This is a genomic window from Sphingomonas sp. LHG3443-2 (genome assembly GCF_049896405.1).
GTDB lineage: Bacteria > Pseudomonadota > Alphaproteobacteria > Sphingomonadales > Sphingomonadaceae > Sphingomicrobium.
This window is the reverse complement of record NZ_JAFCUG010000001.1, coordinates 540,620-565,703: the sequence shown is the minus strand read 5'-3', so window position 1 is coordinate 565,703 and position 25,084 is coordinate 540,620. Positions and strand designations below refer to the sequence as shown.

Sequence of the window (25,084 nt, the reverse complement as noted above, 5' to 3'; positions counted from 1 at the left end):
GAAAACCGGACTTCCGTGTCTGCGTATTTCTGTGTTTCTGTTTCAATCTTTGCTGGGCTGGCACCGGTATGGAACGTAGCCTGCAGGTTCTATGTCGCGCCACATGCCGCCGCTTTGGCGCTCATTCGAGAGCCATAGCGGCTTGCTCTTCCGCCGGGCGAACAATCACGTTCAATCCTCCCGCATGGAAAAGCTTGTCACCCTGGCTGTCGGCTTCCACTAGTGGCCTGCCGCTTAAGTGAGGCCTAAGCGAGTTTCGCACGTTGCGCGGCACCAGCCGGCCGGGCCGAGGAGCGGAACATCTTCCTCTTGAGCGATGGCGATAGCAGCTTTCGATGTGGTTCCGAGACGGAGCGCCATCTCCCGCGTGCTGATGTGCACGCGGCTGATGCGCTCAACTTCCGATACGCTCACGGACTTATCTTCGCAGTCCGCCGGCGCAATGGCCTGCAGCACCTCGGTGTAGACTCTCGGAGTGAGGTTTAGGACTTCGCCTGCATCCTTGCGAGACATAGTGCTACTGAACCGGGCGTGCGGGTAGTCACTATGGTTGAAGCGTAATGAACGCAGAAAGCGGTACGAGCTATGGTCGACCAAAATCTGCTCCGTAAGCGCAGGGCGTGAAGCGTTAAGAATGAAAGGCAACGATCCTTGTAGAAGGCTTTCGAATATCGGGCCCCAAGGTTTCAAGCGGCCGCCGATAGAACTCACGGCTACCCGCAATGTCACGGGGTCGCTGGCAAGCGCGCTCCTTGAAGCTTGATGGAAGCGGCTGAGGAATTCGTCGAACTTCTGACGGGTGGTCTGGACGGAGCCGTAGCGATGGAGGCAGAACCGGTCGCCCGTGGTTTCGAGAAGCTGCATCGCAAACAGCTGCTCAACCCCGTGGTATGAGACACCCAGCCTCCAAGCCACGTGTTCGGGCGGCACTCGGGCAGCGATCACGTTGGCTAAGGTGTTGATCTCTGCAGCATCGTAGCGAGGGGCAGCCCTATGCGCATGCACTACGAAGATGGTATTGAGCGCCCCTAGCCTGCGAAGGTAGCCGACGCCCCGCGTAGAACGGCTAAGTCTTGCAGCAGCTTCGGCGCTACTGAAAGTACGCTCGTGGAGTAAAGCGGAATTAGGTCCATCAAGATCAACCGCCCGACGAAACTTCTCGATTGTCTCGCGCACCTCGCCTGACATACCGTCGTTGGCTGCGAGACGGAGGAAGCGCATGGTGCTTCCATTGTTACCATCCCCGTGGCGTTTCGGCGCGGCTCTGAGCCGGTCGGCCATGAGGTTCTCGAGCGAACTTGGCCAGCCGAGCAGCACATGCCATGCGCTTGCAATGGCGTCAGCTACCACCGGGCCTGGCTGGTTCCAGCGGGCGCTGGTGCCGAACCTCGCAGGTGTAAGGCGGGGCTCAACGACGAGGGCCACCCTGACAAGCAGCTCGTAGACGTCCGCAGCGCGTAGGTGCTGCAACTCGGGGGGGAGCGCAGCGACGCTTTGCTGCTTGCGAGATGGATCGTAGTGGACGAGGCCCAAAGCCTTAGTGAGGGTCGAGCGAAGCGCGAACGGCACTTCATCGGCTTGGGCTGCGCTAAGATCCTCGACGCATCGATCACAGCGGGCGACGCCATTGGTATGGTGCCAGCGCTGGATCGCTCCGCAGCGCGGACAACGCTCTACGAGATACTGCCAAGTGTCGGCACAGAACGGGAATGCGCGGAGCTGCCACAGGGCGCGATGGTGAGGTGAGGTCGACAGGGCGGCCGGTGCGAAGCGCCTGACGGAAAGGTCGAGGTCATTGCGCTCGATTGGTGCACCGTAGAAGGTGCGCCGGCCTTCTGCATCGGTTGGGTATGAGCGATGCTGGAGCTCGTCGAGATCGACTTGCAGGCAGTCAGCCAGGATGGGAAGGCCATCCCAGCCGGAGGTGGAGAGGGTCGGCTTGTGGCCGTACACGACGCCAGCCAGGCTGGTGATCGTGAGAGCATTCTCGATCCAGTTGGCTGCAGCGACACGGGCGATGAGTCCATCGAGGGATTCACCCTCGATGGGTGCGAGCGGTGCCTCAACTCGCCACGGTGCCCGGGCATGTGCGTTGGTCGCCGTCATGACCTACTTCTCCCGGAAGGGATTGTAGGAGATGCAGTGGTTGGCGATGGACCAATCTTCCACCGCGTCTGCCAGATCGTCGATCCCGATCGCCGGATCATCGCGGCGAACCACCGCTGCGAGCGCCGTCTCGATAATCCGGCAGAGCTGGCGGATGTTGCCGTTCGACGCTTCGCACAGCGTCTGGGCGGTCTTGGGTATCGCGAAGCCAGACGAAGTTCGCAGGATCCGCAGTTCAACGAGTTGATCATCAAGACCGGACACGAAGCTCTCGAAGAGATCGCGGTCTTCTTCGACGAGCCAGTCGAGCGGATCCATCGTGACAGGAGCATCCAGTCGTCCCGCGAGATCCGGGCTGCGCCGGAAAACGTCACGGGCCTCCTCGGTTGCGAGAAAGGCCATAGGTACGATTCCACGATCCATGACGTCGCGAAGGGCTGTGGCAATTGCCGAGCTCATGGTCGGCCGGCGAGCAGCACGATTGAACTCGTCAATGATGAGCAGCTGCGTCTCATGGCGCTCGAGCGCGTCGAAGGCCCGCATCCACAGGACTGGCTCAGCCCCATGTTCGGGTCTCGGCACACCCATCGCCTTCAGTATGCTCGCGGGGATGGAGCGCGTGGTGCCCGAGCCATCAACAGTGGCGATGACGACCGGCTGGGAGCCTGGCGTGTGCTCACCAGCAGCCTCGACATAGGCCTTGAACCGCTCGGCACCCACGGTCTTGCCAGAGCCGGTATCGGCAATCAGCCGAACGCCGCCCTGCGTCTGGCCTTTGGAGAGCTGGCCTGTCAATCGGAGCTCGTCGAGGGCCGCGACCAGTTCGTCCTGCCGAGGGTAGGGAAGGCGGATGGCGCGAAACTTCGCGCGGGCCTCTGCCACCCGTCTAGAGCGGTCGGAGGGGCGCTCAGAGCGCCCCTCCTGCGTGATAGCTTCAATGCGGACCGAATCCTGCTGTGCCATGCTTTCGGCCCTCACTCGTAGCTGCCGCTGACGCGGCGCGTGCGGGTGGAGCGACGGGCAGGCTGCTGGCCTTCGTTGTGCTCATGGCGGTGACCTGCATCGCGACGGTCACGCGGCTTCTTGCCCTTGCGAGACTGATCGATCGGCAGCCGGGGCGCCAGGATCTCGTTGTCCAGCATGGTGGGCGCGGCGAGGTCGTGCGCGATGAACTTGCTGACCTCGATGGCTTCCGGTTCGTCCGTGTGCAGGTGAACGACGTTGCCGGTCACCTGCCGGACGCGTGGGATCTCGTACAGCCGGGCTACGAGCTGCCGCTCCCGGTGCTTCGCTTCGGGTGAGATGTTCCGGATTGCCTTGATGCGCCGTGCACGAACCGCAAGCCGCTCCTGCTCGGTGTTGAACCCGTTCGCCTCGGCCTCAGCGCTTTCCAGCAGCTGGTTATGGAACCACAGCGGCATGCCGTTCGCGTATGTTTCGTCCGAGCAACGCAGAGTCACATACTTTTTCTGGACGCGGTTCCAGACGTGGACGACCGAGATGTCCTGCGGGTCGAACTTGACCTTCACCGTCGCGGTGGGGTCGCCTTTGGCCTTCCGGCGTGGCTCGACAGGGACGAGGTCGTCGAGCAGGGCAGGCACTGTGCGTGCGCAATGATACCGAAGATTGAAGAGCCGCACGCCAGACTTGGACAGTTGGACGCCTAGGCGAACGTCCATGATCTCCCGCTGGAAGCCCGCGACATCGTGGATGACATCGATGCCATGCTTGTTGACGCTCTTCTCGAACATCAAGGCGGGTTGGCGATTTTGAAGGCCGGCGTGCGTCTCGATGTGGTATTCGGCGATCGCGTAGTTGGCGATGGCTTCGAGCTCACTGACGGTGACGCAGGCGTGCTCCTCAGGATTGTAACCGAGCTTGCGGGCAAGGGCGATCGGCCGAGTTGCGCCTGGGATCAGCTTTGTGATCTTGGACTGAAGCGTGGGGAAGATGCGCTCGCCGATCGCGCGGTAGCGTGGCTTTTTGATCGGACAATGCCGCACCGCGAAGCCTGAGCCCTTAGCGGCATCTTCAAGAGCCTTGCTGCGAAACTCCGAGGCATTGTCGACGATGACCTCGGCCGCCTTGCCGCAGATCCGCCGCAGAATGGGATACCGTTTCTCCAGCATCGGCGGCGGCCGCTTCGGGAGGCTCGCCCGCTTCAGGATCTCGCCGACGGTCCAGACCGACGGTGGCAGGTACGTGATGACGTGAGAGAGGATCACCTCGGTTGCCACGTCGATCTTGACCGTCAGGTGAGGAAGACCGACCACCATCTCGCGGTCGAGATCGAGCACGAAGTAGCCGTTGAGGGGAGTGTGGTCGATGATGGCGAGTTGAAGGGCCCGCGAGGCTGTCAGAGGCCGCCCTGAGCCTCGCCAACCAGCTTCGACCCCCGCCTTGCCGTCGCGGGCTTCCTCGGTCGCGGATTGCTTCAGCTTGATGCAGGCGCGCCAGACCGTAGCGTAGGAAGGAACCGGGTAGGGCTTGTCGGGCTTCGGATAATCCGGCGAGCGGCCCTCGTTGATGTCTTCGACCTCAGCCGCGACCTCAGCATGCGCGTCCTGATAGCTGGTCTGGCCGGTCCAGTACCGGAGAGCGGCCTTCTGCTTCACCTCTTCGATCACATCGTCGAAGTAAGGGGCACGCGGAACTCGGCCCGTCATGCGCACCATGTCGCGCATGGTGCGATGGCCGGGAACGCCGCGATCGGAGCGCCAGCGCTTGATGCTGTGAACATTGCTGTGTTCACCGAACTGCTCACGCAGCTCGGGAGTCCAATGATCCGTAAGTGCCCCGGTGATCGCCTTCACGCCGTTCGGAACACCCAGATCATCCAGCAGCTGACACTGAACGAACATCTTGCGGGCATTGGGGTCGAGCTCTTCGCAATCGGCCGTATCCCAATCAGCCTCCGCCGCGATCTTGCGTGCCAAGGCTTGGCGCACCGGCTCTTTCACTACGAGGCGGCCTGCGAGCAGGAGTTCATCGTAGGCTTCGTGTGAGAACGGTCCGAGTTCGCCGTCGGAGCCGCGATGGAGATACATCATGCCGGTCTTGCAGTGCATCAGGTGCAAGTAACCGGGGATCGTCTCTCCGACGTACTTGTAAGGAGCGTCATCGATCTCGATCACGGCGCCGCGCGGGTAGTTGTAATGTGCCATGTTGTTTCCCCTATTCGATGGTCAAAGCTTCCCCGTCCGCCGCGCTGGTGCGCGGCGGTGTGTCGGCGCTTGCTGGCGCCAGTTCATCTCCTCAGTCGTGGTGTTGCTAGGTGATCCGCACCGGCGTCTCGTGATAGAGCGGCTTGGTCAGATCCATGTGGATGCGGCGGCGCACCATGAGCGCCTGGAGCACGGCCATGCCGGCCGGCGGGAAAGTGGGTTCGAGCAGGGCTGCAAGGTCGCCGTAGGTGCTCTCGTGTCCATGGCGGAGGGCGAAACTCTCCAGTCGGCGCATGTGCTCAGGGCCGACGCGGGCGAAGCGCCGCGATTGGAAGAGCTCGACGTTCTCCTCGTGCTCCGGGGTTTCGAACACCTCACCCGCGAGAACGATGTTGAAGGACCAGCCGCAGCGGCGGCAAATCTCCGCCACCCCGCTCAGGGTCAGGCGGTAGTCTTCGTCATCTAGGTCCCGCTCGTCTCGCTTGAGCTCGATGATCTCTGTCGAGCCATCGACCTTCCGAACCTCGACGTCACAGGTGTAGCGGCGCATGCGGCCATCCAGCGGAAACTCGAAGCGGCGGTGTTCGCTCTGAGCCCACTCAACCTCCGGGTCGACTTCGCAGCGCATGAGGTACGACCGCTGCGTCATGCCTTCCCAGTATTGCAGACGCTGACGCTTGTATGATCCCCACCAGCCGTTTTCGTGGGTCAGATTGCCAGTGAACGTTCGTAAGGACCCGCCGTGCGCGGTCACATACATGTGCCCCATGGTTACGAGCTCGTCGCCAGCCTCGGGCAGATGCTTGAGGGGGCGGATGCGAGTCCGGTCTGGCGTAATCGCCGGATCGTAGAGCTGCCGAGCGATGGCATGTCGCGGGTCAACATGCGCAAGCAGCGGGCTGGCAATGACCTTCTCGACTTCCTCGGACTCGCTCATGCGCGGCGCGCCGGCTGACGGAGGGCGCGAACCCAAGGGCGGGCCTGCCGCCGCCGCCAGCTATGCCGCCGCAGTGCTTCGGTCTTTTGGATACGTTCGCACTCGGGACCGGCATCATCGTGGGGAACAGCCGGAAAGGCGGACAGGTCGAGCCCACGATGCGTGACAGGGCGCGCCTGGGAGGCTTCGAGCGCCGTCTGCCGGGGGTCCGCCGGGCTTTGCTCATCCATGTATCGTTTCCACTTATCTTGTCGGTGACAATTGGGTAGCTAGTGGCGAACTGCGCCGGGCGCAAGCTTGTTGCTGACAAAAAATGTGAAAGTGGTGATTGCCTGCTGAAGCAGGCACGCGTACGGCGAGGGGGTATGATGTCGTCAGCCGATCTCGAGCTAATCGCCAAACACTCGGGCGATGAAGCCACCTTCCGGGGCAATGAGGCAACGCTGCTGGCCCTCCCGGCTGCCACGCAGGCTGCCGTTGTTCAGAGGTTGCGCGTGCTGGATGAGTATCTGGCGTTGTCAGAGCGCACAGCGGCCGATGCGGCTCGGCTGGCACAAGCTCTCGGCATGTCGGAGCGGAACTTCTATCGGCTTGTGGGAAAGCTTCGCGACCACGGCCCTGTGGCAGGGCTGGCACCTAATTTTCGGTTACGGCAGCGGCCGTCGGCGGCGGTCGACGGTCTTGGCGACGTTGCTGAGCTAGCCTTGGAGAGGCTGCTTCAGGCGAATGAAGATGCTCGCTGGAAGGACGTTGTCGATGAGGTGCTCACGTCGTGCAGGCTGGCGGGCGTGGAGCCTCCGTCCCCGGCGACGATCAGGCGTAGGCTGCTCGCCCTGCGGGCCGAAGGTCGGCTCAGGGAGAAAGGCGAGCGGATCTTTGGAGAGACATGGCTCCTCGACCAGACGGCCATCACTCTAACCGTTCAGAGCGGGGAGGCGGTCCGTTATGTCGTGGCGACCCTTCTCATCGACCGCCAGACCAAGCTGATTGCAGGAGCGGGCTTGCTGTCGGAAAGTGACGCTGAGTCAGGTGTGGTGTCGGCGCTCATTGACGCCTGGTCGCGAGTACCAGAATTTGCAGTCGCCGCGTTGAACGTTGCATCCAAGCTGCGTGATTTTCACTGGGTTCTTCCGGAAGGTGTAAGCGGCTCTGGATTCATGCTCTCGCCAGGCCTGACGAGGACATCCGGCCTTGGCTCCCGCCGCCACGGCGAGGCCATCTTCAGGCTGCTGGGCAATCGTTTGGGTCCGTACACTCTTCTTATCAGGTCGACCGCAGACCCCGCCGATATCGATGATCAGCTGGCGACCGCCCCGGTCACGTTCAAGAAAGCTGAAGAGCTGGTGAGGCACGCGGTTGAGAAATGGAATGACGGCATCCTTCAGCAGGTCCCTGCAGTGAAGGCTGGACGAGGGCGTAACGCCCGACGGAGCCGCCTGATCGAACTCATGCAGAAGATGACGAATACCTTCCTTCCCACGCTTAGTGCTTCGTCAGCGTCGGTCCTCAAGGATGTTGAGCGCAACGTCTCGAACCCGCCGGGCGGATCGCGATCCAACCAAGCCTTGGAATGATCCTCGTTGCTCCGCCGCCGGCACCCGGGAGCGTCTAGCCAGGAGTTCGCCGATCACAGCTCGCGCGTGATGCAATGGAACCGAGAGTTCGGGGCGGGCAGCCGCGCGGCCGAGCGGCGCGAAGGGTATGCGGCCGATCTTACGCCCGACGGCGCTGGTAAGGGCGACACCAGGCCGGAGCCCCTCCGACCCGTCTTTGTCGACCTGCACTCGGGCTGCTGCGGCAAGCCGCTCAACGGCAGGTAGGCAAGGCCGAAGGGCCGCAGACATGATCAGCCGCAGGTGTCTGGACTGGGTGGCGCCTCCGTTTGCTGGATCGTCCAGAGCGTCCAGAAACGAAGCAGCCACGGCTGCATCGCTCACTTGGCCCGCACACAGGTGAAAACCCAGTACTGAGGCGGATTCCATGTGGATCAGAGCCGTGAGGACGGCGAGAGCAGCTTCCGAGTTGGTTCCCGAAACCGTGAGATCGAGCGGACACGCGTCCAGGACGAAGTCGGCGTCTTTCCGCAAGCGTCCCCTCAAGTCAGGGCTGAGCACCGGCTTACCCGTGCGTGTCCGGACTGCGTTCCACGACGGCGCTAGGAGTCCTTGTTCCTTGCAGCGTCGGTGGCTCTCGGCGAAGATCTCGCTGTCTCGCGCCCCAGGGCCGAGATCGGCGATCGTTGCGGCCAGAACGGCGCGGGTCGTCGAGGGCAGCGGGCTTTGCTGACCTTGACGTGACACCTTCGGCTCTCCGCCTGCGCGGAGATCACGAACCGCCGCAGCCAGGCGAAAGAAGCTGCGCTGCACCAGTTGTAGCTCGGCAGCGGAACGGTCAGCGTCTGCCGTGGTCGGCTTTTCGAGATCCAGATACCGATTTACCACCTCCATGCGACGGAGCGACTCAGCCCATAGGTGCGGGGGCAATGCGGCCAGCTGCCTGGTGATCTCGTCGCCCATTCTTTCCTCCGATAAATTGCATCGGAGTTCGAATTCTTGCTTCTACCTGTGCCTTGGCGCGCCGGAACTTTGGAACGCCGATGCTAGAGAGGTGTGTTTTTCTGCAATGGCACAAGCTTGGGCAGACACAGAGCCACCCGCAGCATCCTGCCGAAACTTGCAGGCTGTTGAGTTACTGACGGGACCCAGCCTACGATCGTTCGCGACAACCGGCTGCTTATGTCCGTACCAGACACTGCGCACATCAGCTCGACGGCTGCTCAGCCCCCATCTCGGTCGTTCGAGCAAACAGCTGGCCGTGCCGCAAGCCGACATTGCGAGCCCACCAAGGCGCGTCGTTCGTTCCAGATAAACCACTCTTGACCCTAACATGATGTCAGGGTGCATCTGGAGTCGGCCATGCAAAAACATTCTCACGCAACCGGCTCTGCCTGCGGCCACAATCATAGATCCAAAGCCTCTCACGAGCATGCGCCAGCAGAGAAGGTCATTGATCCCGTTTGCGGCATGACGGTCGATCCGGCGACCACCCCGCATCATGCTGAGCACGGCGGCCGAAAATATCATTTCTGCTCAGCAAAGTGCCGGGAGCGCTTCGAGCTCAGGCCGGAGCTTTATCACGATCCGGCGCAAGCAACCTCGGACTCGGCTTCGGCCGACGTCGAGTACACCTGCCCGATGCACCCAGAAATCGTGCAGATCGGACCTGGCACCTGCCCTATCTGCGGCATGGCCCTGGAGCCGAAGGCATTCAATCCAAACAAAGGGCCGTCGGAAGAGTATCTCGATATGCGCCGGCGCTTCGTCGTGTCGGCCGCTTTGTCCGCGCCATTGTTTGTCCTCGTCATGCTTCGGCACTTCTGGCCAACGACAATCGAGTTTATCGGCGGTCGCGCGCTGGATTGGGTCGAACTCATCATGGCGACCCCGGTCGTGCTGTGGGGTGGCTGGCCGTTCTTCGTACGCGGCTGGCAGAGCCTCAAGACTCTCCACCTCAATATGTTCACCCTGATCGCGATTGGGACCGGCATCGCCTGGGCTTACTCAATCGTGGGAGCCGTAGCCCCCCAACTCTTCCCACCTGCGTTCCGCACACACGATGGCGGCGTCGGCCTTTACTTTGAGGCAGCGGCAGTGATCGTGACCTTGGTGCTGCTCGGTCAGGTTCTGGAGCTGCGCGCCCGTGAACAGACCGGCTCAGCGATCCGAGCCTTGCTCGACCTTGCGCCTAAAACGGCGCACCTGATCCATGCTGGTAAGGAACGCGACGTTCCGCTCGATATGGTCAGGAGCGGCGACCAGCTTAGGGTGAAGCCTGGCGAAGCAATTCCTGTCGACGGGGAAGTGCTTGAAGGCGCGTCTTCCGTGGACGAGTCGATGTTAACCGGAGAGCCGCTGCCGATTGCCAAGGAGACCGGATCTGCGGTCACTGGCGGTTCGATCAACGGCGATGGCAGCTTTGTTATGCGCGCCGATCGGGTCGGATCAGAGACCATGCTCTCCCGCATCGTGCAGATGGTTGCCGAGGCGCAGCGCAGCCAGGCGCCGATTCAGCGTAAGGTCGATCAAGTCTCAGCGTGGTTTGTACCAGCCGTCATTGCCGTTGCAGTGATTGCGTTCGCAATCTGGTCCTTCGCCGCGCCCGAGCCCCGTCTTGCCTTCGCGCTAGTTGCTGCGGTCAGCGTCCTCATCATTGCATGTCCATGCGCTCTGGGACTGGCCACGCCCATGTCGATCATGGTTGGCGTCGGGAAGGGCGCGCAATCAGGCGTGCTCATCAAGAATGCCGAAGCTTTGGAGCGTTTTGCCAGCGTTGATACCCTGGTCGTCGACAAGACCGGCACGCTTACCGAAGGGAAGCCAGCTCTGGTGGCAGTTGAGCCTTCCACGACCTTGTCCCCGGAGGAGCTGCTGCGAATTGCGGCTTCGCTAGAGGCTTCCAGTGCTCATCCGCTTGCTCACGCAATCGTCAGGGGCGCTGAGGAGCGTGGCTTGTCCCCATCTCCGTTGACCGACTTCCAGTCGATCAGCGGCAAGGGGCTGGTCGGGACCATCGAGAACCGCAGGACAGCAATCGGTAATGGCGCGCTGATGCTGGCGGAAGGCGCAAATGCCCAGGAGCTAGAGGCCTCTGCCGGCAAGCACCGGGATGAAGGCGCGACCGTGATGTTTGTCGCGGTAGATGGGCAAGCCGCAGGGCTCATCGCAGTCGCCGATCCGGTCAAGCAAACCACCGAGGCGGCCATCGCCGGTCTTCATAGAGAGGGCCTGCGCATCATCATGCTGACCGGCGACAATCGCCGTACGGCTGAAGCAGTCGCTCGGAGGCTCGGAATCGACGAGGTAGTCGCCGACGTGCTGCCTGCCGACAAAGATGCAGCGATCGAGCGACTGAAGGAGCAGGGCCGAGTGGTCGCCATGGCCGGAGACGGGGTCAACGATGCTCCTGCTCTTGCCCGAGCCGATATCGGAATCGCGATGGGAACGGGCGCAGACGTTGCGGTTGAGAGTGCGGGCGTAACTCTGGTGAGGGGTGATCTGACCGGCCTTGTGCGCGCGCGGCGGCTCAGCCGAGCGGTGACAGCCAACATTCGCCAGAACCTCATGTTTGCCTTCGGCTACAATGCGCTTGGGGTGCCCATCGCCGCCGGCGTGTTGTATCCCGTCTTCGGTATTCTACTCTCTCCTATGATCGCCGCCTTGGCCATGAGCCTCTCCTCCGTATCAGTGATCGGCAACGCCCTGCGGCTCCGGAGTTTGCAGCTGTGAGAAGACTTGAAAATGCGGGCTGCACGAGGAGTGGTGACGGGACTTCTCTCTCTGCCCGGTCCTTGTCTGCTGGCTCCTCGAAGAGCGTCGGAGCGAGTCCATTCGCATGAAGATCGGTCAGATTTCATCAGCTAGTGGCGTCAGTCAGCGGATGATCCGACACTACGAGAAGATCGGCTTGATACCGCAGGCAGTCAGGCGCGAGTCCGGCTATCGCGATTACGACGAGCGTGACCTTCACACTCTTCACTTCATCGGCCGAGCGAGAGACCTCGGTTTCCCCATCGAAGACATCCGCCAGCTTCTCCAGCTCTGGCACGACCGTTCCCGTTCTAGCGCCGATGTGAAGGCACTGGCTCTCACCAGGGCAGAAGAACTCGGCCGTAAGGCCCGCCAGTTGGAGCAGATGCGCGCCACTCTGCAGGGCCTTGCCGACGCTTGTAGCGGTGATGATCGGCCTGATTGCCCCATCTTGGCAGGCCTTGAGTCCGAAGAGCGTACGCCAAAAGGCGCTTGACCCTGACACAGTGTCAAACCCTATATGGGTTATTCAGGATGGCTTTCGGCCCGGCAGGGAACGGAAGCGTCTAGAACGGATTGGGCCTACTAGCCGACAATATGCACCTGCTACGTCACATCACGAGCCTTCGAGGGCTTCTGCAAGCGCTTCTGGCGCTGGCCGTGCTTGTGGCCCCGGTGGCGGCGCACGCAATGGAGCAGCAGTCAGCTCCCACATCTTCGCACCACCAGCAGACGAGTGCATCCGCGCATTGCGATGGGGCATCTGATGAGGGCGCCAAGCCCGAGAAGGTGCCCGGCAAGACCTGCTGTGCATCGATGTGCATGGGTATTGCAGTGGCACCGACTGCTCCCGCTGCGGACCACATGGTTATCCATGCGGACGTCGCATCGTCGCCTTCAATCGTCCTGATTGGCTCACCGCGCGAGCTTGCTACACCTCCTCCACGATCTGCGTGAAATCGAACCAACGCTCGATTTCACGGAGACTCACATGAACAAGATTCTGACGGCTATCGCTCTGTCGATTGCTCTTCCGGCGGTTGCTCAGGCCCAGGTTGCTCCTGCGCCTGCTCCCAAGGCCACCTGCTGCGAGAAAATGGACAAGCCCTGCTGCAAGGACATGAAGTCCGACTGCTGCAAGGACATGGACCATTCCAAGACGGACCATTCCAAGATGGGCCATGACATGAAGGCTGGCACCGATCCGCACGCGGGCCACGACATGTCCAAGACTGCCGCACCCGGCGGTCACCAGCACTAAGCCGCTCTGGGGAAGCCGGCGGTGCGCCTTAGGGCCGCCGCCGGCCCCCTTCGCGCAATGACTCCGCAAGGATCCTACATGTTTGATAAGCTCGCTCTCGAGCGGCGCCAGTTTCTGCGCGCCGCCGCCCTTGGCGGTGCCGGCGTCGGCTTCGCTGCTGCTATGCCCGCCTGGGCACAGACCGTGTCTCGCGGGATCGCTCGGCCGCTACCTACTGTTAGCGGCTCTGATATCGCTCTGACGATCGGCCAAGTCGCCGTGAAGGTGGACGGCAAGGTTAGCCGCGCCATCGGAGTGAACGGCACCGTGCCAGCTCCGCTCGTCCGCCTCAAGGAAGGTGAGCGTGTACGCCTGCGGGTGCAGAACACGCTTGATGAAGAGAGCTCGATCCACTGGCACGGGCTGCTCGTGCCTTTCCAGATGGACGGGGTTCCAGGCGTCAGCTTTCCAGGCATCATGCCTCGCTCGACCTTCACCTACGAGTTCGCGGTCCCTCACTACGGGACCTACTGGTACCATTCGCATTCGGCCTACCAGGAGGAGGATGGCCTTTATGGCCCGATCGTAATCGATCCGGCCGGGCCTGATCCTGTCGCTTACGACCGCGAGCACGTGCTCGTCCTCTCCGATCACACGCCGCTGAGCGGCGCCACCGTCTACAAGAAGCTGAAGCAAATGGGCGGTGGCTACTTCAACCACCAGCGCCTGACCCTCTCGGGTGCGCTTGCCGGCCGCGACATGCCTGCCAAGGAGCGGCGTGAATGGGCCAAGATGCGGATGGACCCCGCCGACATCGCCGACGTCACTGGATCGACCTACAATTTTACGGTCAATGGCCACGGACCTTACGACAATTGGACGGGCCTGTTTCGTGCCGGCGAACGCGTGCGGCTTCGCATCATCAACGCTTCGGCCCAGACGAACTTCAATGTCCGCATTCCTGACCTGCCGATGACGGTCGTCCAAGCGGATGGTCAGAATGTCCGCCCCGTTACCGTGGATGAGTTCCAGATCGGCGTCGCTGAAACGTTCGACGTGGTCGTCACCCCCGGGGACCGCGCCTACAGCTTCGTCAGCGAGGCGATCGACCGGTCTGGAATGGGTCGAGCCACGCTTGCGCCGCGCGAGGGGATGTTCGCGCCCGTTCCACCACTCCGCCCCCGTCCCCTGCTCACCATGAAAGACATGGGCATGGATATGAGCGGCATGGCGGGGATGGATCATGGCGGGATGGCCGGCATGAACCATGGCGGTATGGCCGCAGACGGACCAAACATTCCGAACGTTGCCGTTCGGCGAGGTGTCGATCCCTCGGCTGAGCAGAACGCGTCCCGCAATCTGTGGAAGCTGACGGGCTGGAAGGAGCCCACCGACCACGGAACGATCAAGGCTGCCGCCGGAGCGGCCGTAGCAGCCACGATGAGCGGCATGGGCCATGCAGCCATGGGTCATGGCGCTGCTGGACCCGCTGCGGCTGGCTCGATGGCTGGAATGGACCATTCGGCCATGGGACATGGCTCTTCGACGCAGGGTGGCGCCATGCAGGGTATGGATCACGGATCCATGAGCATGCGTGATTTCAAGAACGCGCCTCAGGTCGACAAGAACCCCGGTGTCCAGTCCATCTCGCCGATGCCGATGGATCGAACTGGCGAGCCACCGCAGGGCCTTGAGGGCATGGATCACAGGGTACTTACCTATCGTGATCTAGTGGCCCTTCAGCGCAATCCCGATGTCCGCGCACCGACCCGCCAGTTGGAGATTCACCTAACCGGAAACATGGAACGCTACATGTGGGGCTTTGATGGCAAGAAGCTCAGCGATCCCGCTGATCCCATTCCATTCCGGCTTAACGAACGGGTGCGTGTCACATTGGTGAATGACACCATGATGCCCCACCCGATCCACTTGCATGGGCATTTCTTCGAACTGGTCACTGGCCATGGTGCTTACGCCCCTCGCAAGCACACCGTGAACGTGCCGCCAGGAGGCAAAATGACGTTCGACGTGACCGCCGATGCGGCCGGCGACTGGGCGTTCCACTGCCACAACCTCTACCACATGACTGCCGGGATGATGCGGGTCGTCACCGTGCGCCCCTTGCAGGGAGACATGCAAAATGACCTCGCCTCTTAAGCTGGCTCTGCTTGGAGCCGCAGCGGCTGTCGTGCCGGCAGCACCTGCAGCAGCGCAACATGCAGGGCACAGCAATCAGCCTGCCGCAAGTACGTCAGCGCAGTCTGCTTGCCTTCCGGAGCATGCCGCCATGGGCCACTGCACGCCCGCGCCGGTTCGACCCGTGCAAAGACAGCAGCCCGGGGCAGGAACAAGGCCTGCTTCGACTTCAGCCGCACAGTCTGCCTGTCCGCCCGAGCATGCAGCCATGGGCCATTGTACGCCGGCCCCCCAACCTCAGCCGACTCTGCCCCCGCAGCAACAGGCTTCGGGAGCTGCGCCGGCTCGATCGACGCCTTCGCAGGCGACCTGTGCGCCGGAACATGCCGCGATGGGACATTGCACACCCGCAGCTCCAACAACGGTGCAGGCAGCGCCTGCTCGAACGACCCCAGCTGCTCCTGCAGCTGCAACGGGTCAGACCGCTTGTCCGCCCGAGCATGCGGCGATGGGTCACTGCACGCCCTCGGCGCCACAGGCTCAGTCAGTGGCCAGCCCCAAGACCCAGTCTGCGCCAGCTCAGGCGGCCTGTCCGCCTGAGCATGCAGCCATGGGTCACTGCACGCCGAGTCCGGCCCAAGGCTCGGGTCAATCCAGTGCTGCGCTCGAGGGCACCAACCTTCCGGCCGGAAACGCGCCGCCGCCGCCTGTACCCACCGCCGATGCAGCGGACGCATTCTACGGCCGAGCGGCCATGGACATGGGGCGTCACCACCTCGAAGAGTTCCATGGCGACCAGAAGTTCTTCCAGGTCTTGAACAACATCGCTGAATATCGAGCTGGGAAGGGCGCTGATGGCTACGGCTGGGAAAGCGAAGCCTGGTACGGCGGCGACATAAACCGGTTTTGGCTCAAGACCGAGGGTGAAGGCGCCTTTGGTGAGGGCATCGAGAGCGCTGAGGTGCAGGCCCTCTACAGTCACGCCATCGACCCATACTGGAATGTGCAGGGCGGGCTTCGCTATGACTTCAAGCCGAACCCATCGCGCGTGTACGCCACCGTGCAGTTGGAGGGACTTGCCCCCAGCTTCTTCGACGTTGAGGGCGCGCTCTTCCTGTCGAACAAGGGCGAGCTCTCCGCTCGCGTTGGTGGCTATTACGATCAGCGCATAACGCAGCGGCTCATCTTGCAGCCAAGGGTTGAGTTCGACTTTGCCGCTCAGAATAGCCGAGAAATCGGGGTAGGCGCTGGGCTATCCAAGGCTGAGTTCGGTGCTCGCCTTCGATACGACATCAGGCGTGAGTTCGCTCCCTACATCGGTGTTCAGTACGAGCGCGCTTTCGGCAGAACCGCCAGTTACAGGCGAGCCGAGGGCGAGAAGGCGGGCGCTCTCCAGCTGCTCATCGGCGTACGAACCTGGTTCTAAGGAGAGGCTAGATGAAGCACGCATTTTTGCTCAGCGTCGCACTGCTCGTTGCGTCCCCAGCTGTTGCTCAGCCCAGTCGAGCGCTGCCAGCCGCAGCCCAGCGCGCTGAAGTCGCGGCAATCAAGACCGTTCTTGCGCAGTACAAGGCTGCGATTGAGAAACTTGACGCGTCCAACACCGAGCGCTTGTTCATGAAGAACTCTGCGATATTTGAAACCGGCGGTGTGGAGGGTACATACGTCAACTACCTTGCGCATCACCTCGGTCCCGAGTTGCGCGAGTTCAGGTCATTCCGCTTCTCGGACTACAAGGTGGATGTTCACCTGCTTGGACCAGCGGCAGCCCACGCGGTTGAGACCTACAAGTACCGCATCGAGACCAAGGGCGGCGAAACCGTGGATCGCGTCGGCGTAGCGACAAGCGTCCTCCGCAAGGACGATGGTCGATGGAAGATCGTCATGATGCACAACTCGGGCCGAAAGCCACGCACGCAATGACCCTCACTCAACTTGGCAGACCAGTCTGGCGCCAGCTGATCATCGGCTTTGTGCTGCTTTGGGCTGCGTTAGTGGTGCTCTCGGCCTCGGCCGCTGCTCATGAGGGCCACAAGCAGCAGCGCCAGGCGCAGTTGGCTGCACAGCAGCGACTGCAGCAGCAGCAGCAAGCCGCTTCCGCTCAGATGCAGCAGCAGCCGCAGACGCAAGCCTCTTCCGCTCAGATGACACCCGGCGAGATGCACGAGAACATGGGTGAGATGATGATGACACCCACAGATCGTTCGAAGTTAAGCTTCCTTGAACGTCTGCGGACATGGCTGGGCGCCTTTCACTCGATCGTCGTGCATTTCCCGATCGCATTCTTCCCGGCCGCCCTATTCACAGCAGTGGTGGGCAGGCGACGACCGGCTTTCGGTGCCCCGGTTCAGTTCCTGGTGGTCGCCGGCGGAGTCGTCGCGCCATTTGCGGCGCTTCTTGGCTGGTTGAACGCTGGCTTCGAGCTGAACGATCCGGATCGCCTGTTGCTTGCACATCGCTGGCTTGGAACGGCGATCGGTCTCGGGGGACTTGCGCTAGCACTCTGGGCTTGGCGTCGACCGTGGGAAGATCGGGGTGCCGGCATGGTCCTCTCGCTCTCAGTCATGACCGCCGCGATTGCCGTCCAGGGCTGGTTCGGCGGGTCGCTAATCCATGGGATCGCACACCTGAACTGGTGAGGAGTTAGGACATGCAGCAGTCACAGCACCACAATGGAGAGATGAACGATCCCGCAATGATGCGACGGCACTACTGGCTGCTCGCGCTGAATCTCGCGATCAGCTTGGCCATTATGTACTTTGTCATGTTCGCGATGATCAACTCGCTTGGCGAGTTCATCCAGAATGTGAACTTCTTCTACATGGCTTTGATGATGTGGGCGCCGATGGGCTCGCTCATGCTGATCATGATGGGCGGCATGTATAAGAACAAGCGCCTGAACATGGCGCTTCACGCCCTCTTCGCCGTCATTCTAGTGCTGTCCTTCTTGGCGACGCGTCAGCAATGGCTGGTCGGCGACAAGCAGTTCCTGCGCTCGATGATCCCGCATCACTCCGGTGCGATCCTGATGTGCCGCGAGTCGACGATCAAAGACGCCGAGATCAAGCGTCTATGCGGGGAGATCATTCCTGCTCAGCAGCGTGAGATCGACGAGATGAAGCAGATCATGGCGCGGATGTAAGCTGGCCATCGGAGATAAGTCATGGAAGTCCGACATTTAGCGTACAGGCAATGGAAGGTTGCCGCCTGTTGCTTGCTGATGAGTGCATCGCTTGCGGGTTGCGGCAGTTCCGAGCCCGCCAGCAACAAGGTAGCTACGGCTGAGCCAACAATCACTCAAGCTCAAGCTGCTACGCCGACGAAAGCCGAAACCATCACCGTCTTTCGAGACCCGAACTGCGGCTGCTGCTCGCTCTGGGCCGAGAGAGCCCGGCAGGCCGGATACGATGTGCGGGTGACGGATCGGCCAGACATGGCTTCGGTGAAGCAGCGCTATGGCGTGCCGACGGACCTAGCTTCCTGCCACACCAGCCTCGTTGGCGGCTACGTTATTGAAGGTCACGTTCCCGCTGAGGATGTCGACAGGCTGCTTCGCGAGCGTCCGAAGGACATCAAGGGGATTGCGGTAGCAGGAATGCCTTCTGGGTCACCTGGCATGGAAAGTCCGGATGGCACGAAGGAACCATTCAACGTGGTTGCATTCGGTGCAGACGGTCGAACTAGCCTCTACCGATCAGTGAAGGGCTGATCGGCCGAGACATACAAGACTTGAGCGGGGCGGCTCTCAAGGAGAACGAACATGAACAAGGTAACGAAATTCACGGCTCTGCTGATGGCTACGGCCGGGTTGGCAGCGTGCGGATCGCAAGCCGATAACCAGGTTGCTGCGAACGAGCCAGCGATGGATGCCAATATGGCGGCAGGTAACTCCATGCAGATGAGCGGGCCATTTGCGGAGGCCGAGATGCGCATGGACGAGCAGATGATGGCTGCGGTTGGCAGCGACGTCGGCCAGAATTGGCTCAAGAAGATGATCGTGCACCATCAGGGGGCGATCGACATGTCCCGCATCGTTCTGGACCAGAACCCTACGGCCGATGTCGCAAAGATGGCGCGCGAGACGATCGCCAAGCAGGGTAAGGAGATCGAGGATCTCCAGAAACTTGTTCAGGAGGGTGCGCCCGACCAGCGTAGCGCTGAGCTGTACCGATCGGCTATGGTGGACATGCACCAGAAGATGATGGCGGCGTCGGGCGCGGATGTCTCGCAGACCTACATGCGCAAAATGCTGGAGCACCATAAGGGTGCTGTGGCGATGTCGGACGTAGCTCTTGCGAACGGAGTGACAGGCACGCTTCGCAGCCAGATCCAGAAGACTCGCGCGGATCAGCAGAAGGAAATCGCCATGGTTGAAGCCATGCTGCGGGGCGAACCGATGCAGAGCGCGATGCAGCAATCGGGAGCGAAGACCGCTGCGCAGGCCAAGGCAGAACCCGCACCGGCAGATACGGCTAAGGCCGAACCGAAGGATAAGCCGAAAGCCACATCAGCTGCCCGTCCGGCCGAGCCGAAGGCAAGCGCGACGCCTCCTGCAAAGGCCGAACCCGCCCCTGCGGCATCGACTTGCGCTCCAGAGCATCGCGCAGCAGGGCACTGCTGATCGGATGACGAGGTGATGGGCTCGATTGGCGCGAGCCTATCTCTGCAGCCATCCTCACAAGGAAGGGGCCGGCAGTGACCTGCCGGCCCGCCACCAAACTCGTTGGGGGGAGCGATAATCATCTGATGCGCAGCCACGTGGTCGCCCGTAAAACACACAAGTGGCTTGGCCTCTTCGTCGGCCTGCAAGTGGTCATCTGGTCACTTAGCGGCGTCTACATGACCGTCGTTCATATCGACACGATCCATGGCGATCACTTCGTGCGCCATCAGCAGCCACCGGGCGTAGATGCGGCAACGCTGAGAGATCCGATCGCCCTTGCTTCGTCCTCCGGTGCCGAGAATGTCCGTTTGGCGTGGATTGATAGCCGACCGGTCTATGTCCTGACCGGTCAAGCTGGTGAGCAAGTTGTCGACGCTAGAAACGGGAAGGCTGTTGCCCGTCCAATGGAGCAGCAGGTCCGGGCGCTCGCCCGCTCATACTACACCGGCCCCGAGCCAATCTCGTCTGCGAGGCTGATCACCGACATTCCGGGCGAGATAAGGGGCCGGAAGCCGCCGCTCTGGCGCGTGGAGTTCGCGCACTGGAACAAGCCGACGCTCTACCTCTCGCCGACGACCGGCGAATTGATTTCACGTCGTCATGAGCTTTGGCGTATCTTCGACTTCGTCTGGATGCTGCACATCATGGACTATGATGAGCGCGAGAACGTCAACAACCTGGTGCTGCGTGTTTTCACCTGGGGCACCGTCCTGCTCGCCCTCTCAGGTGCCTGGCTTCTGCTCTATGCCTTCCCGAGAAAAAAGAAGAAGGGAGCGGCACGAGCATGACCATCAAGTCGATCTGGCTCCGTCGCATCCATAAGTGGGTTGGCCTGATCATCGGCGTTCAATTCCTGCTGTGGGCAATCAGTGGCACTGCCATGGCGTTGCTCAACATGGAGGAGGTCGCCGGGGGCAAGCGAGGCGGACAGAGCACGCCGGGGCTGCGAGCCACGCCAGTCGCGTGGCCACGGGTCCAGCAGGCGCTCGCTGGCCAGTCTGTAACCAAGGTGTCGCTCCAGCCGCTGCCTTGGGGCCAGCACCTACTGGTGACTTCCCCAAACGCGGGTGCCCGCCTGTTCAACGCTGCTACCGGCTTGCCAGTCCAGATAGGGGAGCGCGAGGCTCAGCTAATTGCTGCCGCTGCTCATCCGGATCGCGCAGTCGTTGCCCATGTGACGCCGCTCACCGAATTGACGCTGGCTGTTCGAGAACACCAATTACCGATTTGGCAGGTCGCATTCCGCGACGACCGACACAGCAGTTACTATGTGTCAGGCACTACCGGCGCGGTCCTGGAACGCAGGAATGACACTTGGCGCTGGTGGGACTTCTTCTGGATGCTCCACAACATGGACTATGCCAAGCGCACCAGCTTCAACCACCCGCTCATAGTGACTTTTGGCATAGCTATGGCATGGTTGGCGGTGACAGGCTTTTGGCTGCTATTCCGTACTATGTGGCGACACGATCTCACATGGCTGAAGTTTTCCAGGGGAACTCCTTCGGGCGCGCGCACTCGATAATTTTGGTTTGGCGGGCAGGTGATCCTTCGCTCAATGTCCGAGACTGGCCAAGAACGGTGATCAGGCACAAGAACTCTCCCTAGTGCTTCGCCTCATGGTGCGCATCGTGGAGGATCTCGATGCCGCCTTTGAATGCGATGACTGCGATACCCACTGCCACAACCAGGTCGGGCCAGTTCTGCCCTAACCAGAGCACAAGACCTCCTCCGACCAAGATGCCGCCGTTCGAGATGAAATCATTAAAGCTGAAGGTGGTGGCGGCGCGCATGTTCACGTCAGGCTGCCGAACCCGCTTCAGCAGGATCAAGCACCAGAGGTTCACCCCTGCGGCGATCACCGCCATGATCATCATGGTCGTGCCAATGGGGTCCGAGCCGGCGACATACCTTCTTCCGGCGTCCACAAGAACGCCGACCGCGAAGATCAAAAGCAGAATGCCGGATACTCGCGCCGCGCCCCGCTTCCACACTGGCCCTCGAGTGAGCGCCAGAAGGCTCAGGGCATAAACCAGCGCGTCGGATGAATTGTCCAGACCGTTTGCGATCAGCGCGCTCGAGCTGGCGAAGACACCGGTGGCGAAGAAGCCCACAGCGATCGCAACGTTGAGTGCCAGGACAATCCACAGCGTCTTGCGCTTGTCGGCGCTGCCAAGGTCGAGGTTGCTCTCGCTCATGACCGCCGGTTCCAGTTGGCTCGCTCGCTCAAACTGTCTTGCAGCATGCTCTTCTCCCTTTTTGTCGCGGGGTCATTCAAGCCGGCACCATCGCTACGGAACCGGCTTCCTTCTCCGGGGAACGCCCCGGACTAGCTTTCAGAAGCAGCTTGGTGATGGCGGGCAGCACCAGCAGCGTCAGCACAGTGGACGTGATCAGGCCGCCGATCACCACGGTGGCGAGGGGCTTCTGGACCTCAGCGCCCTGACCGGTCGCAAGCGCCATCGGGACGAAGCCGAACGACGCGACGAGTGCCGTCATCAGCACGGGGCGAAGGCGGGTAAGGGCGCTCTCCCGGATTGAAGCTTCGAGCGGCTTGCCGTCTTCTTGCATTTCCACGACTGAACTCATCAGCACCAGCCCGTTCAGGACGGCGATGCCGGACAGAGCAATGAAGCCCACGGCCGCTGAGATCGAGAAAGGCAGGCCTGCAAGCGCCAGCGCGAACACGCCGCCGGCGAGCGCCAGCGGGATGGCCGAGTAGATGGCCAGCGCCGGCCTTACCTTGCCCAGTGCCAGGTAGAGGAGCAGGAAGATGAGCGCGAATACCGCTGGCACCACGAGCATCAGGCGGCGCGAGGCGGCCTGCAAATTCTCATACTGGCCTCCCCACTCGACGAACGATCCCGCAGGAAGCTTGACCTGATCAGCGATCTTCTCCCGTGCATCGGCCACGAAGGAGCCGAGGTCGGTGCCCCGCACATTTGCCTGCACGATGACCCGTCGCTTGCCATTCTCGCGGCTGACCTGGTTCAGACCATCTGACAGGCTGAAGCGGGCAAGTTGCCGAAGCGGCACGGCGAAGCCGCTCTCGCCATTTTCGACGACGACCGGGAGCGCGCCGATCGCCTCCAGATCGTTGCGGGCCGTGTTGGGCATCCGGACGACGACGTCGAAGCGGCGGTCGCCCTCGAAGACGATCCCGGCATCACGGCCGCCAAGGGCCGCCGCCACTGTGTCCGACACCTCTTGGAGCGTCAGGCCGTAGCGAGCGATCGCGTCACGGTCGAACTGGACGTCGAGGGTGGGGAAACCCTCCGTCTGCTCGACCTTCACGTCGGCAGCCCCCGGCACCGTGCGCAAGACGCCAGCGACCTGCTGCCCGACGCGTCCCAGGGCCTCGACGTCGTCGCCGTAGATCTTCACCGCGACGTCGCTGCGAACCCCGGCGATCAGCTCGTTGAAGCGAAGCTCGATCGGCTGGCTCATCTCGTAGGCGTTGCCGACAAGCGGCTTCAGCTTGGCCTCGACCCGCTCGATCAGGTCCTCCTTGCTGTTCACGCCAGCCGGCCATTGATCCTTGGGCTTCAGGATGATGAAGGAGTCCGAGATATTCTGAGGCATCGGGTCGAGGGCGGCTTCGGCTGTGCCGGTCTTGGCGAACATGTGCTCGACTTCCGGGAGGCTGGCCACGGCCCGCTCAATGCGGCGCTGGAACTCGAGCGACTGGTCCAACGATGTGGACGGAACGCGAGCGGAGAGGATTGCGATGTCACCCTCGTCGAGCTGCGGAATGAACTCTCGGCCGAGCTGGGTGAACAGCAGGGCGGCCGACGCGAAGATTCCGATGCCCGCACCGATCACCGGCCAAGGCTTGGCAAGGGCACGGTCGAGCAGCGGTGCATAGCGCTGCTTGGTCCAGCTGATCGCCCGCACCTCTTTCTCATCCACCTTGCCCCGGACAAGGATGGCGACCATCGCCGGCACGAAGGTGAGGGAGAGGATGAAGGCGCCCGCCAGCGCCAACATGACCGTGGTGGCCATAGGCGAGAACATCTTGCCCTCCACCCCGGTGAAGGTCAGCAGCGGCGCGAAGACGAGGAAGATGATCGCCTGACCGTAGATGGTTGGCCGGATCATTTCGCGTGACGCCTGGAAAACCTCCTCCAGACGCTCCGCCAGATTGAGGAGGCGTCCTTCCGCATGTTGCCGCTGGGCCAGGCGACGCAAGGCATTCTCGATGATGATGATCGACCCGTCGACGATCAGACCGAAGTCGAGGGCCCCGAGGCTCATGAGATTCCCGGACGTGCCGGTAGCGTTCATCCCGATCGCCATCAGCAGGAATGACAGCGGAATGACGAGCGTGGCGATGATCGCCGCGCGGATGTTGCCGAGCAGCCAGAACAGAATGGCGATCACCAGCAAGGCGCCGATCAGCAGGTTTTCTTCTACCGTGCTGATGGTCGCATCGACGAGCTTGGAGCGGTCCAGCACCGGGTGCACTACGATGCCCGTCGGTAGCGAGCGCGTCAGTTCTTCGAGGCGATCGCCCACCGCAGCGGCGACGGTTCTGCTGTTGCCACCGGCCCGCATGAGGGCGGTGCCAACGACGATCTCCTCCCCGTCCTCGGTTGCAGCGCCCGTGCGGAGGTCGCCGCCGATACGGACGTCAGCGATGTCGCGGACAGCAATGGGCACTCCGCCACGCGTTGTCACGGTGGCGCGGGCGATCTCGTCGAGTGTGCGGATGCGCCCATCGGCGCGGACCAGGAAAGCTTCCCCGCCTCGCTCGTAGAAGTTCGCGCCGACGGACACGTTCGCCCGTTCGAGCGCCTCGGCAAGCTCGGTGAAGGAGACCCCCAGCGTCGCCATCTGAGATGGATTGGGCTGGACCACATACTGCTTCTCGTAGCCGCCGATGGAATCCACCCCGGCGATGCCGTCGACGGACGTCAGCTGGGGTCGGAGGATCCAGTCCTGGACAGTGCGGAGATAGGCGAGCTTCGCGGTCTCATCGGTGAGCCGCTCACCCTCGGGCGTCAGGTAACTCCCGTCCGGCTGCGGTCCGGGCCGTCCTGCAAGCCGGGGCACATCGCGGGTTCCTGCGGGCGCAAACTCGACCACATACATGAAGACCTCGCCGAGCCCGGTCGTGACCGGTCCCATGCGGGGTTCGACGCCCTCCGGCAGGCTTTCGGACGCGGCGGTAAGGCGCTCCGCAACCTGCTGGCGGGCGAAATACAGGTCCGTGCCGTCCTCGAAGATTGCGGTGACTTGGGAAAAGCCGTTGCGGGAGATGGACCGTGTGCTCTCGAGTCCGGGAATTCCGGCCATGGCGGTTTCGACCGGAAAGGTGACCAGCCGCTCCATGTCGAGCGGGCCGAGCGCCGGGGCGACCGTGTTGATCTGCACCTGCTTGTTGGTGATGTCGGGAACCGCATCGATGGGCACTTTGAGCAGCTGGCTGACGCCAAAGACGGCAACCAGCGCCGTCAGCAGCACCACTGCCCAGCGGAAGCGGATGGAGGTCCGAAGGAGGCGTTCGATCATGACTGTTTCCTGCGACGTCGT

20 protein-coding genes are annotated in these 25,084 nt (G+C 62.1%); 13 read left to right on the top strand and 7 right to left on the bottom strand.

Translation table 11 applies throughout. The features are described from left to right. Window positions 1-234 precede the first annotated feature (234 nt). From ACP69Z_RS02805 to ACP69Z_RS02790, 4 genes are all read right to left on the bottom strand, one after another. Window positions 235-2,106 carry a hypothetical protein gene (locus ACP69Z_RS02805; RefSeq protein WP_426266029.1) on the bottom strand — a complete coding sequence of 624 codons (1,872 nt, stop codon included), beginning with the start codon at window positions 2,104-2,106 and terminating at the stop codon, window positions 235-237. 3 nt (window positions 2,107-2,109) lie between these two features. Next, window positions 2,110-3,069 (bottom strand): TniB family NTP-binding protein, encoded by a 960-nt coding sequence (locus ACP69Z_RS02800; RefSeq protein ID WP_426266028.1) that lies wholly within the window; start codon window positions 3,067-3,069, stop codon window positions 2,110-2,112. Between the two features lie 11 nt (window positions 3,070-3,080). Further along, the gene (locus ACP69Z_RS02795) at window positions 3,081-5,270 is read right to left on the bottom strand and encodes a hypothetical protein (RefSeq protein ID WP_426266027.1); all 2,190 of its coding nucleotides are present in this window, start codon (window positions 5,268-5,270) and stop codon (window positions 3,081-3,083) included. A 106-nt stretch (window positions 5,271-5,376) separates the two neighbouring features. Continuing rightward, window positions 5,377-6,207, bottom strand: coding sequence for a hypothetical protein (locus tag ACP69Z_RS02790; protein ID WP_426266026.1), 831 nt, complete (start codon window positions 6,205-6,207; stop codon window positions 5,377-5,379). A gap of 272 nt (window positions 6,208-6,479) precedes the next feature. On the opposite strand from ACP69Z_RS02790, the gene ACP69Z_RS02785 reads away from it, so the two are divergent. After that, the gene (locus tag ACP69Z_RS02785; protein WP_426266025.1) at window positions 6,480-7,781 is read left to right on the top strand and encodes a hypothetical protein; all 1,302 of its coding nucleotides are present in this window, start codon (window positions 6,480-6,482) and stop codon (window positions 7,779-7,781) included. On the opposite strand, the gene ACP69Z_RS02780 is transcribed toward ACP69Z_RS02785, so the two are convergent. After that, complete coding sequence (locus tag ACP69Z_RS02780) at window positions 7,701-8,723, bottom strand: hypothetical protein (RefSeq protein ID WP_426266024.1); 1,023 nt, start codon at window positions 8,721-8,723, stop codon at window positions 7,701-7,703. The genes ACP69Z_RS02785 and ACP69Z_RS02780 overlap by 81 nt on opposite strands. A gap of 399 nt (window positions 8,724-9,122) precedes the next feature. On the opposite strand from ACP69Z_RS02780, the gene ACP69Z_RS02775 reads away from it, so the two are divergent. From ACP69Z_RS02775 to ACP69Z_RS02720, 12 genes are all read left to right on the top strand, one after another. Continuing rightward, window positions 9,123-11,492: a heavy metal translocating P-type ATPase gene (locus ACP69Z_RS02775; protein WP_426266023.1), complete on the top strand. Its 2,370-nt coding sequence runs from the start codon at window positions 9,123-9,125 to the stop codon at window positions 11,490-11,492. Window positions 11,493-11,598: 106 nt separating this feature from the next. Beyond that, entirely contained in the window at window positions 11,599-12,009 is a 411-nt protein-coding gene (cueR, locus tag ACP69Z_RS02770) for a Cu(I)-responsive transcriptional regulator (protein ID WP_426266022.1), read from the top strand. Between the two features lie 495 nt (window positions 12,010-12,504). Further along, window positions 12,505-12,774 (top strand): hypothetical protein, encoded by a 270-nt coding sequence (locus ACP69Z_RS02765; protein WP_426266021.1) that lies wholly within the window; start codon window positions 12,505-12,507, stop codon window positions 12,772-12,774. 78 nt (window positions 12,775-12,852) lie between these two features. Continuing rightward, window positions 12,853-14,910 (top strand): copper resistance system multicopper oxidase, encoded by a 2,058-nt coding sequence (locus ACP69Z_RS02760; RefSeq protein ID WP_426266020.1) that lies wholly within the window; start codon window positions 12,853-12,855, stop codon window positions 14,908-14,910. Between the two features lie 526 nt (window positions 14,911-15,436). Further along, complete coding sequence (locus tag ACP69Z_RS02755; protein ID WP_426266019.1) at window positions 15,437-16,315, top strand: copper resistance protein B; 879 nt, start codon at window positions 15,437-15,439, stop codon at window positions 16,313-16,315. A gap of 11 nt (window positions 16,316-16,326) precedes the next feature. Continuing rightward, window positions 16,327-16,812 (top strand): YybH family protein, encoded by a 486-nt coding sequence (locus ACP69Z_RS02750; protein ID WP_426266018.1) that lies wholly within the window; start codon window positions 16,327-16,329, stop codon window positions 16,810-16,812. Then, the gene (locus ACP69Z_RS02745) at window positions 16,761-17,528 is read left to right on the top strand and encodes a DUF2231 domain-containing protein (RefSeq protein ID WP_426266017.1); all 768 of its coding nucleotides are present in this window, start codon (window positions 16,761-16,763) and stop codon (window positions 17,526-17,528) included. The genes ACP69Z_RS02750 and ACP69Z_RS02745 overlap by 52 nt, the downstream gene beginning before the upstream one ends. Window positions 17,529-17,539: 11 nt before the next feature. Continuing rightward, a complete protein-coding gene (locus ACP69Z_RS02740) occupies window positions 17,540-18,031 on the top strand; it encodes a DUF305 domain-containing protein (RefSeq protein WP_426266016.1) in 492 nt (163 codons plus the stop codon). Window positions 18,032-18,052: 21 nt separating this feature from the next. Then, window positions 18,053-18,598, top strand: coding sequence for a DUF411 domain-containing protein (locus ACP69Z_RS02735; RefSeq protein WP_426266015.1), 546 nt, complete (start codon window positions 18,053-18,055; stop codon window positions 18,596-18,598). 51 nt (window positions 18,599-18,649) lie between these two features. Then, window positions 18,650-19,510: a DUF305 domain-containing protein gene (locus ACP69Z_RS02730; RefSeq protein WP_426266014.1), complete on the top strand. Its 861-nt coding sequence runs from the start codon at window positions 18,650-18,652 to the stop codon at window positions 19,508-19,510. A 125-nt stretch (window positions 19,511-19,635) separates the two neighbouring features. Then, entirely contained in the window at window positions 19,636-20,340 is a 705-nt protein-coding gene (locus ACP69Z_RS02725; protein ID WP_426266013.1) for a PepSY domain-containing protein, read from the top strand. Continuing rightward, entirely contained in the window at window positions 20,337-21,077 is a 741-nt protein-coding gene (locus ACP69Z_RS02720) for a PepSY domain-containing protein (RefSeq protein WP_426266012.1), read from the top strand. The genes ACP69Z_RS02725 and ACP69Z_RS02720 overlap by 4 nt, the downstream gene beginning before the upstream one ends. A gap of 79 nt (window positions 21,078-21,156) precedes the next feature. Here ACP69Z_RS02720 and ACP69Z_RS02715 read toward each other — a convergent pair whose 3' ends face one another. Together ACP69Z_RS02715 and ACP69Z_RS02710 are read right to left on the bottom strand one after the other, a co-directional pair. Then, on the bottom strand, window positions 21,157-21,750 hold the full coding sequence (locus tag ACP69Z_RS02715; protein WP_426266011.1) for a cation transporter: 594 nt from the start codon (window positions 21,748-21,750) through the stop codon (window positions 21,157-21,159). 76 nt (window positions 21,751-21,826) lie between these two features. Further along, window positions 21,827-25,063 carry an efflux RND transporter permease subunit gene (locus ACP69Z_RS02710; RefSeq protein WP_426266010.1) on the bottom strand — a complete coding sequence of 1,079 codons (3,237 nt, stop codon included), beginning with the start codon at window positions 25,061-25,063 and terminating at the stop codon, window positions 21,827-21,829. Window positions 25,064-25,084 lie beyond the last annotated feature (21 nt).

What these genes read in the sequence shown, in the direction of transcription:
- ACP69Z_RS02760 (WP_426266020.1), top strand. Translation starts at nt 12,853, where the DNA reads ATGTTTGATAAGCTCGCTCTCGAGCGGCGCCAGTTTCTGCGCGCCGCC.
- ACP69Z_RS02750 (WP_426266018.1), top strand. Translation starts at nt 16,327, where the DNA reads ATGAAGCACGCATTTTTGCTCAGCGTCGCACTGCTCGTTGCGTCCCCA.
- ACP69Z_RS02790 (WP_426266026.1), bottom strand. Translation starts at nt 6,207, where the DNA reads ATGAGCGAGTCCGAGGAAGTCGAGAAGGTCATTGCCAGCCCGCTGCTT.
- ACP69Z_RS02745 (WP_426266017.1), top strand. Translation starts at nt 16,761, where the DNA reads ATGGAAGATCGTCATGATGCACAACTCGGGCCGAAAGCCACGCACGCA.
- ACP69Z_RS02720 (WP_426266012.1), top strand. Translation starts at nt 20,337, where the DNA reads ATGACCATCAAGTCGATCTGGCTCCGTCGCATCCATAAGTGGGTTGGC.
- ACP69Z_RS02710 (WP_426266010.1), bottom strand. Translation starts at nt 25,063, where the DNA reads ATGATCGAACGCCTCCTTCGGACCTCCATCCGCTTCCGCTGGGCAGTG.
- ACP69Z_RS02765 (WP_426266021.1), top strand. Translation starts at nt 12,505, where the DNA reads ATGAACAAGATTCTGACGGCTATCGCTCTGTCGATTGCTCTTCCGGCG.
- cueR (WP_426266022.1), top strand. Translation starts at nt 11,599, where the DNA reads ATGAAGATCGGTCAGATTTCATCAGCTAGTGGCGTCAGTCAGCGGATG.
- ACP69Z_RS02730 (WP_426266014.1), top strand. Translation starts at nt 18,650, where the DNA reads ATGAACAAGGTAACGAAATTCACGGCTCTGCTGATGGCTACGGCCGGG.
- ACP69Z_RS02740 (WP_426266016.1), top strand. Translation starts at nt 17,540, where the DNA reads ATGCAGCAGTCACAGCACCACAATGGAGAGATGAACGATCCCGCAATG.
- ACP69Z_RS02800 (WP_426266028.1), bottom strand. Translation starts at nt 3,069, where the DNA reads ATGGCACAGCAGGATTCGGTCCGCATTGAAGCTATCACGCAGGAGGGG.
- ACP69Z_RS02715 (WP_426266011.1), bottom strand. Translation starts at nt 21,750, where the DNA reads ATGAGCGAGAGCAACCTCGACCTTGGCAGCGCCGACAAGCGCAAGACG.
- ACP69Z_RS02795 (WP_426266027.1), bottom strand. Translation starts at nt 5,270, where the DNA reads ATGGCACATTACAACTACCCGCGCGGCGCCGTGATCGAGATCGATGAC.
- ACP69Z_RS02735 (WP_426266015.1), top strand. Translation starts at nt 18,053, where the DNA reads ATGGAAGTCCGACATTTAGCGTACAGGCAATGGAAGGTTGCCGCCTGT.
- ACP69Z_RS02775 (WP_426266023.1), top strand. Translation starts at nt 9,123, where the DNA reads ATGCAAAAACATTCTCACGCAACCGGCTCTGCCTGCGGCCACAATCAT.
- ACP69Z_RS02780 (WP_426266024.1), bottom strand. Translation starts at nt 8,723, where the DNA reads ATGGGCGACGAGATCACCAGGCAGCTGGCCGCATTGCCCCCGCACCTA.
- ACP69Z_RS02725 (WP_426266013.1), top strand. Translation starts at nt 19,636, where the DNA reads ATGCGCAGCCACGTGGTCGCCCGTAAAACACACAAGTGGCTTGGCCTC.
- ACP69Z_RS02805 (WP_426266029.1), bottom strand. Translation starts at nt 2,106, where the DNA reads ATGACGGCGACCAACGCACATGCCCGGGCACCGTGGCGAGTTGAGGCA.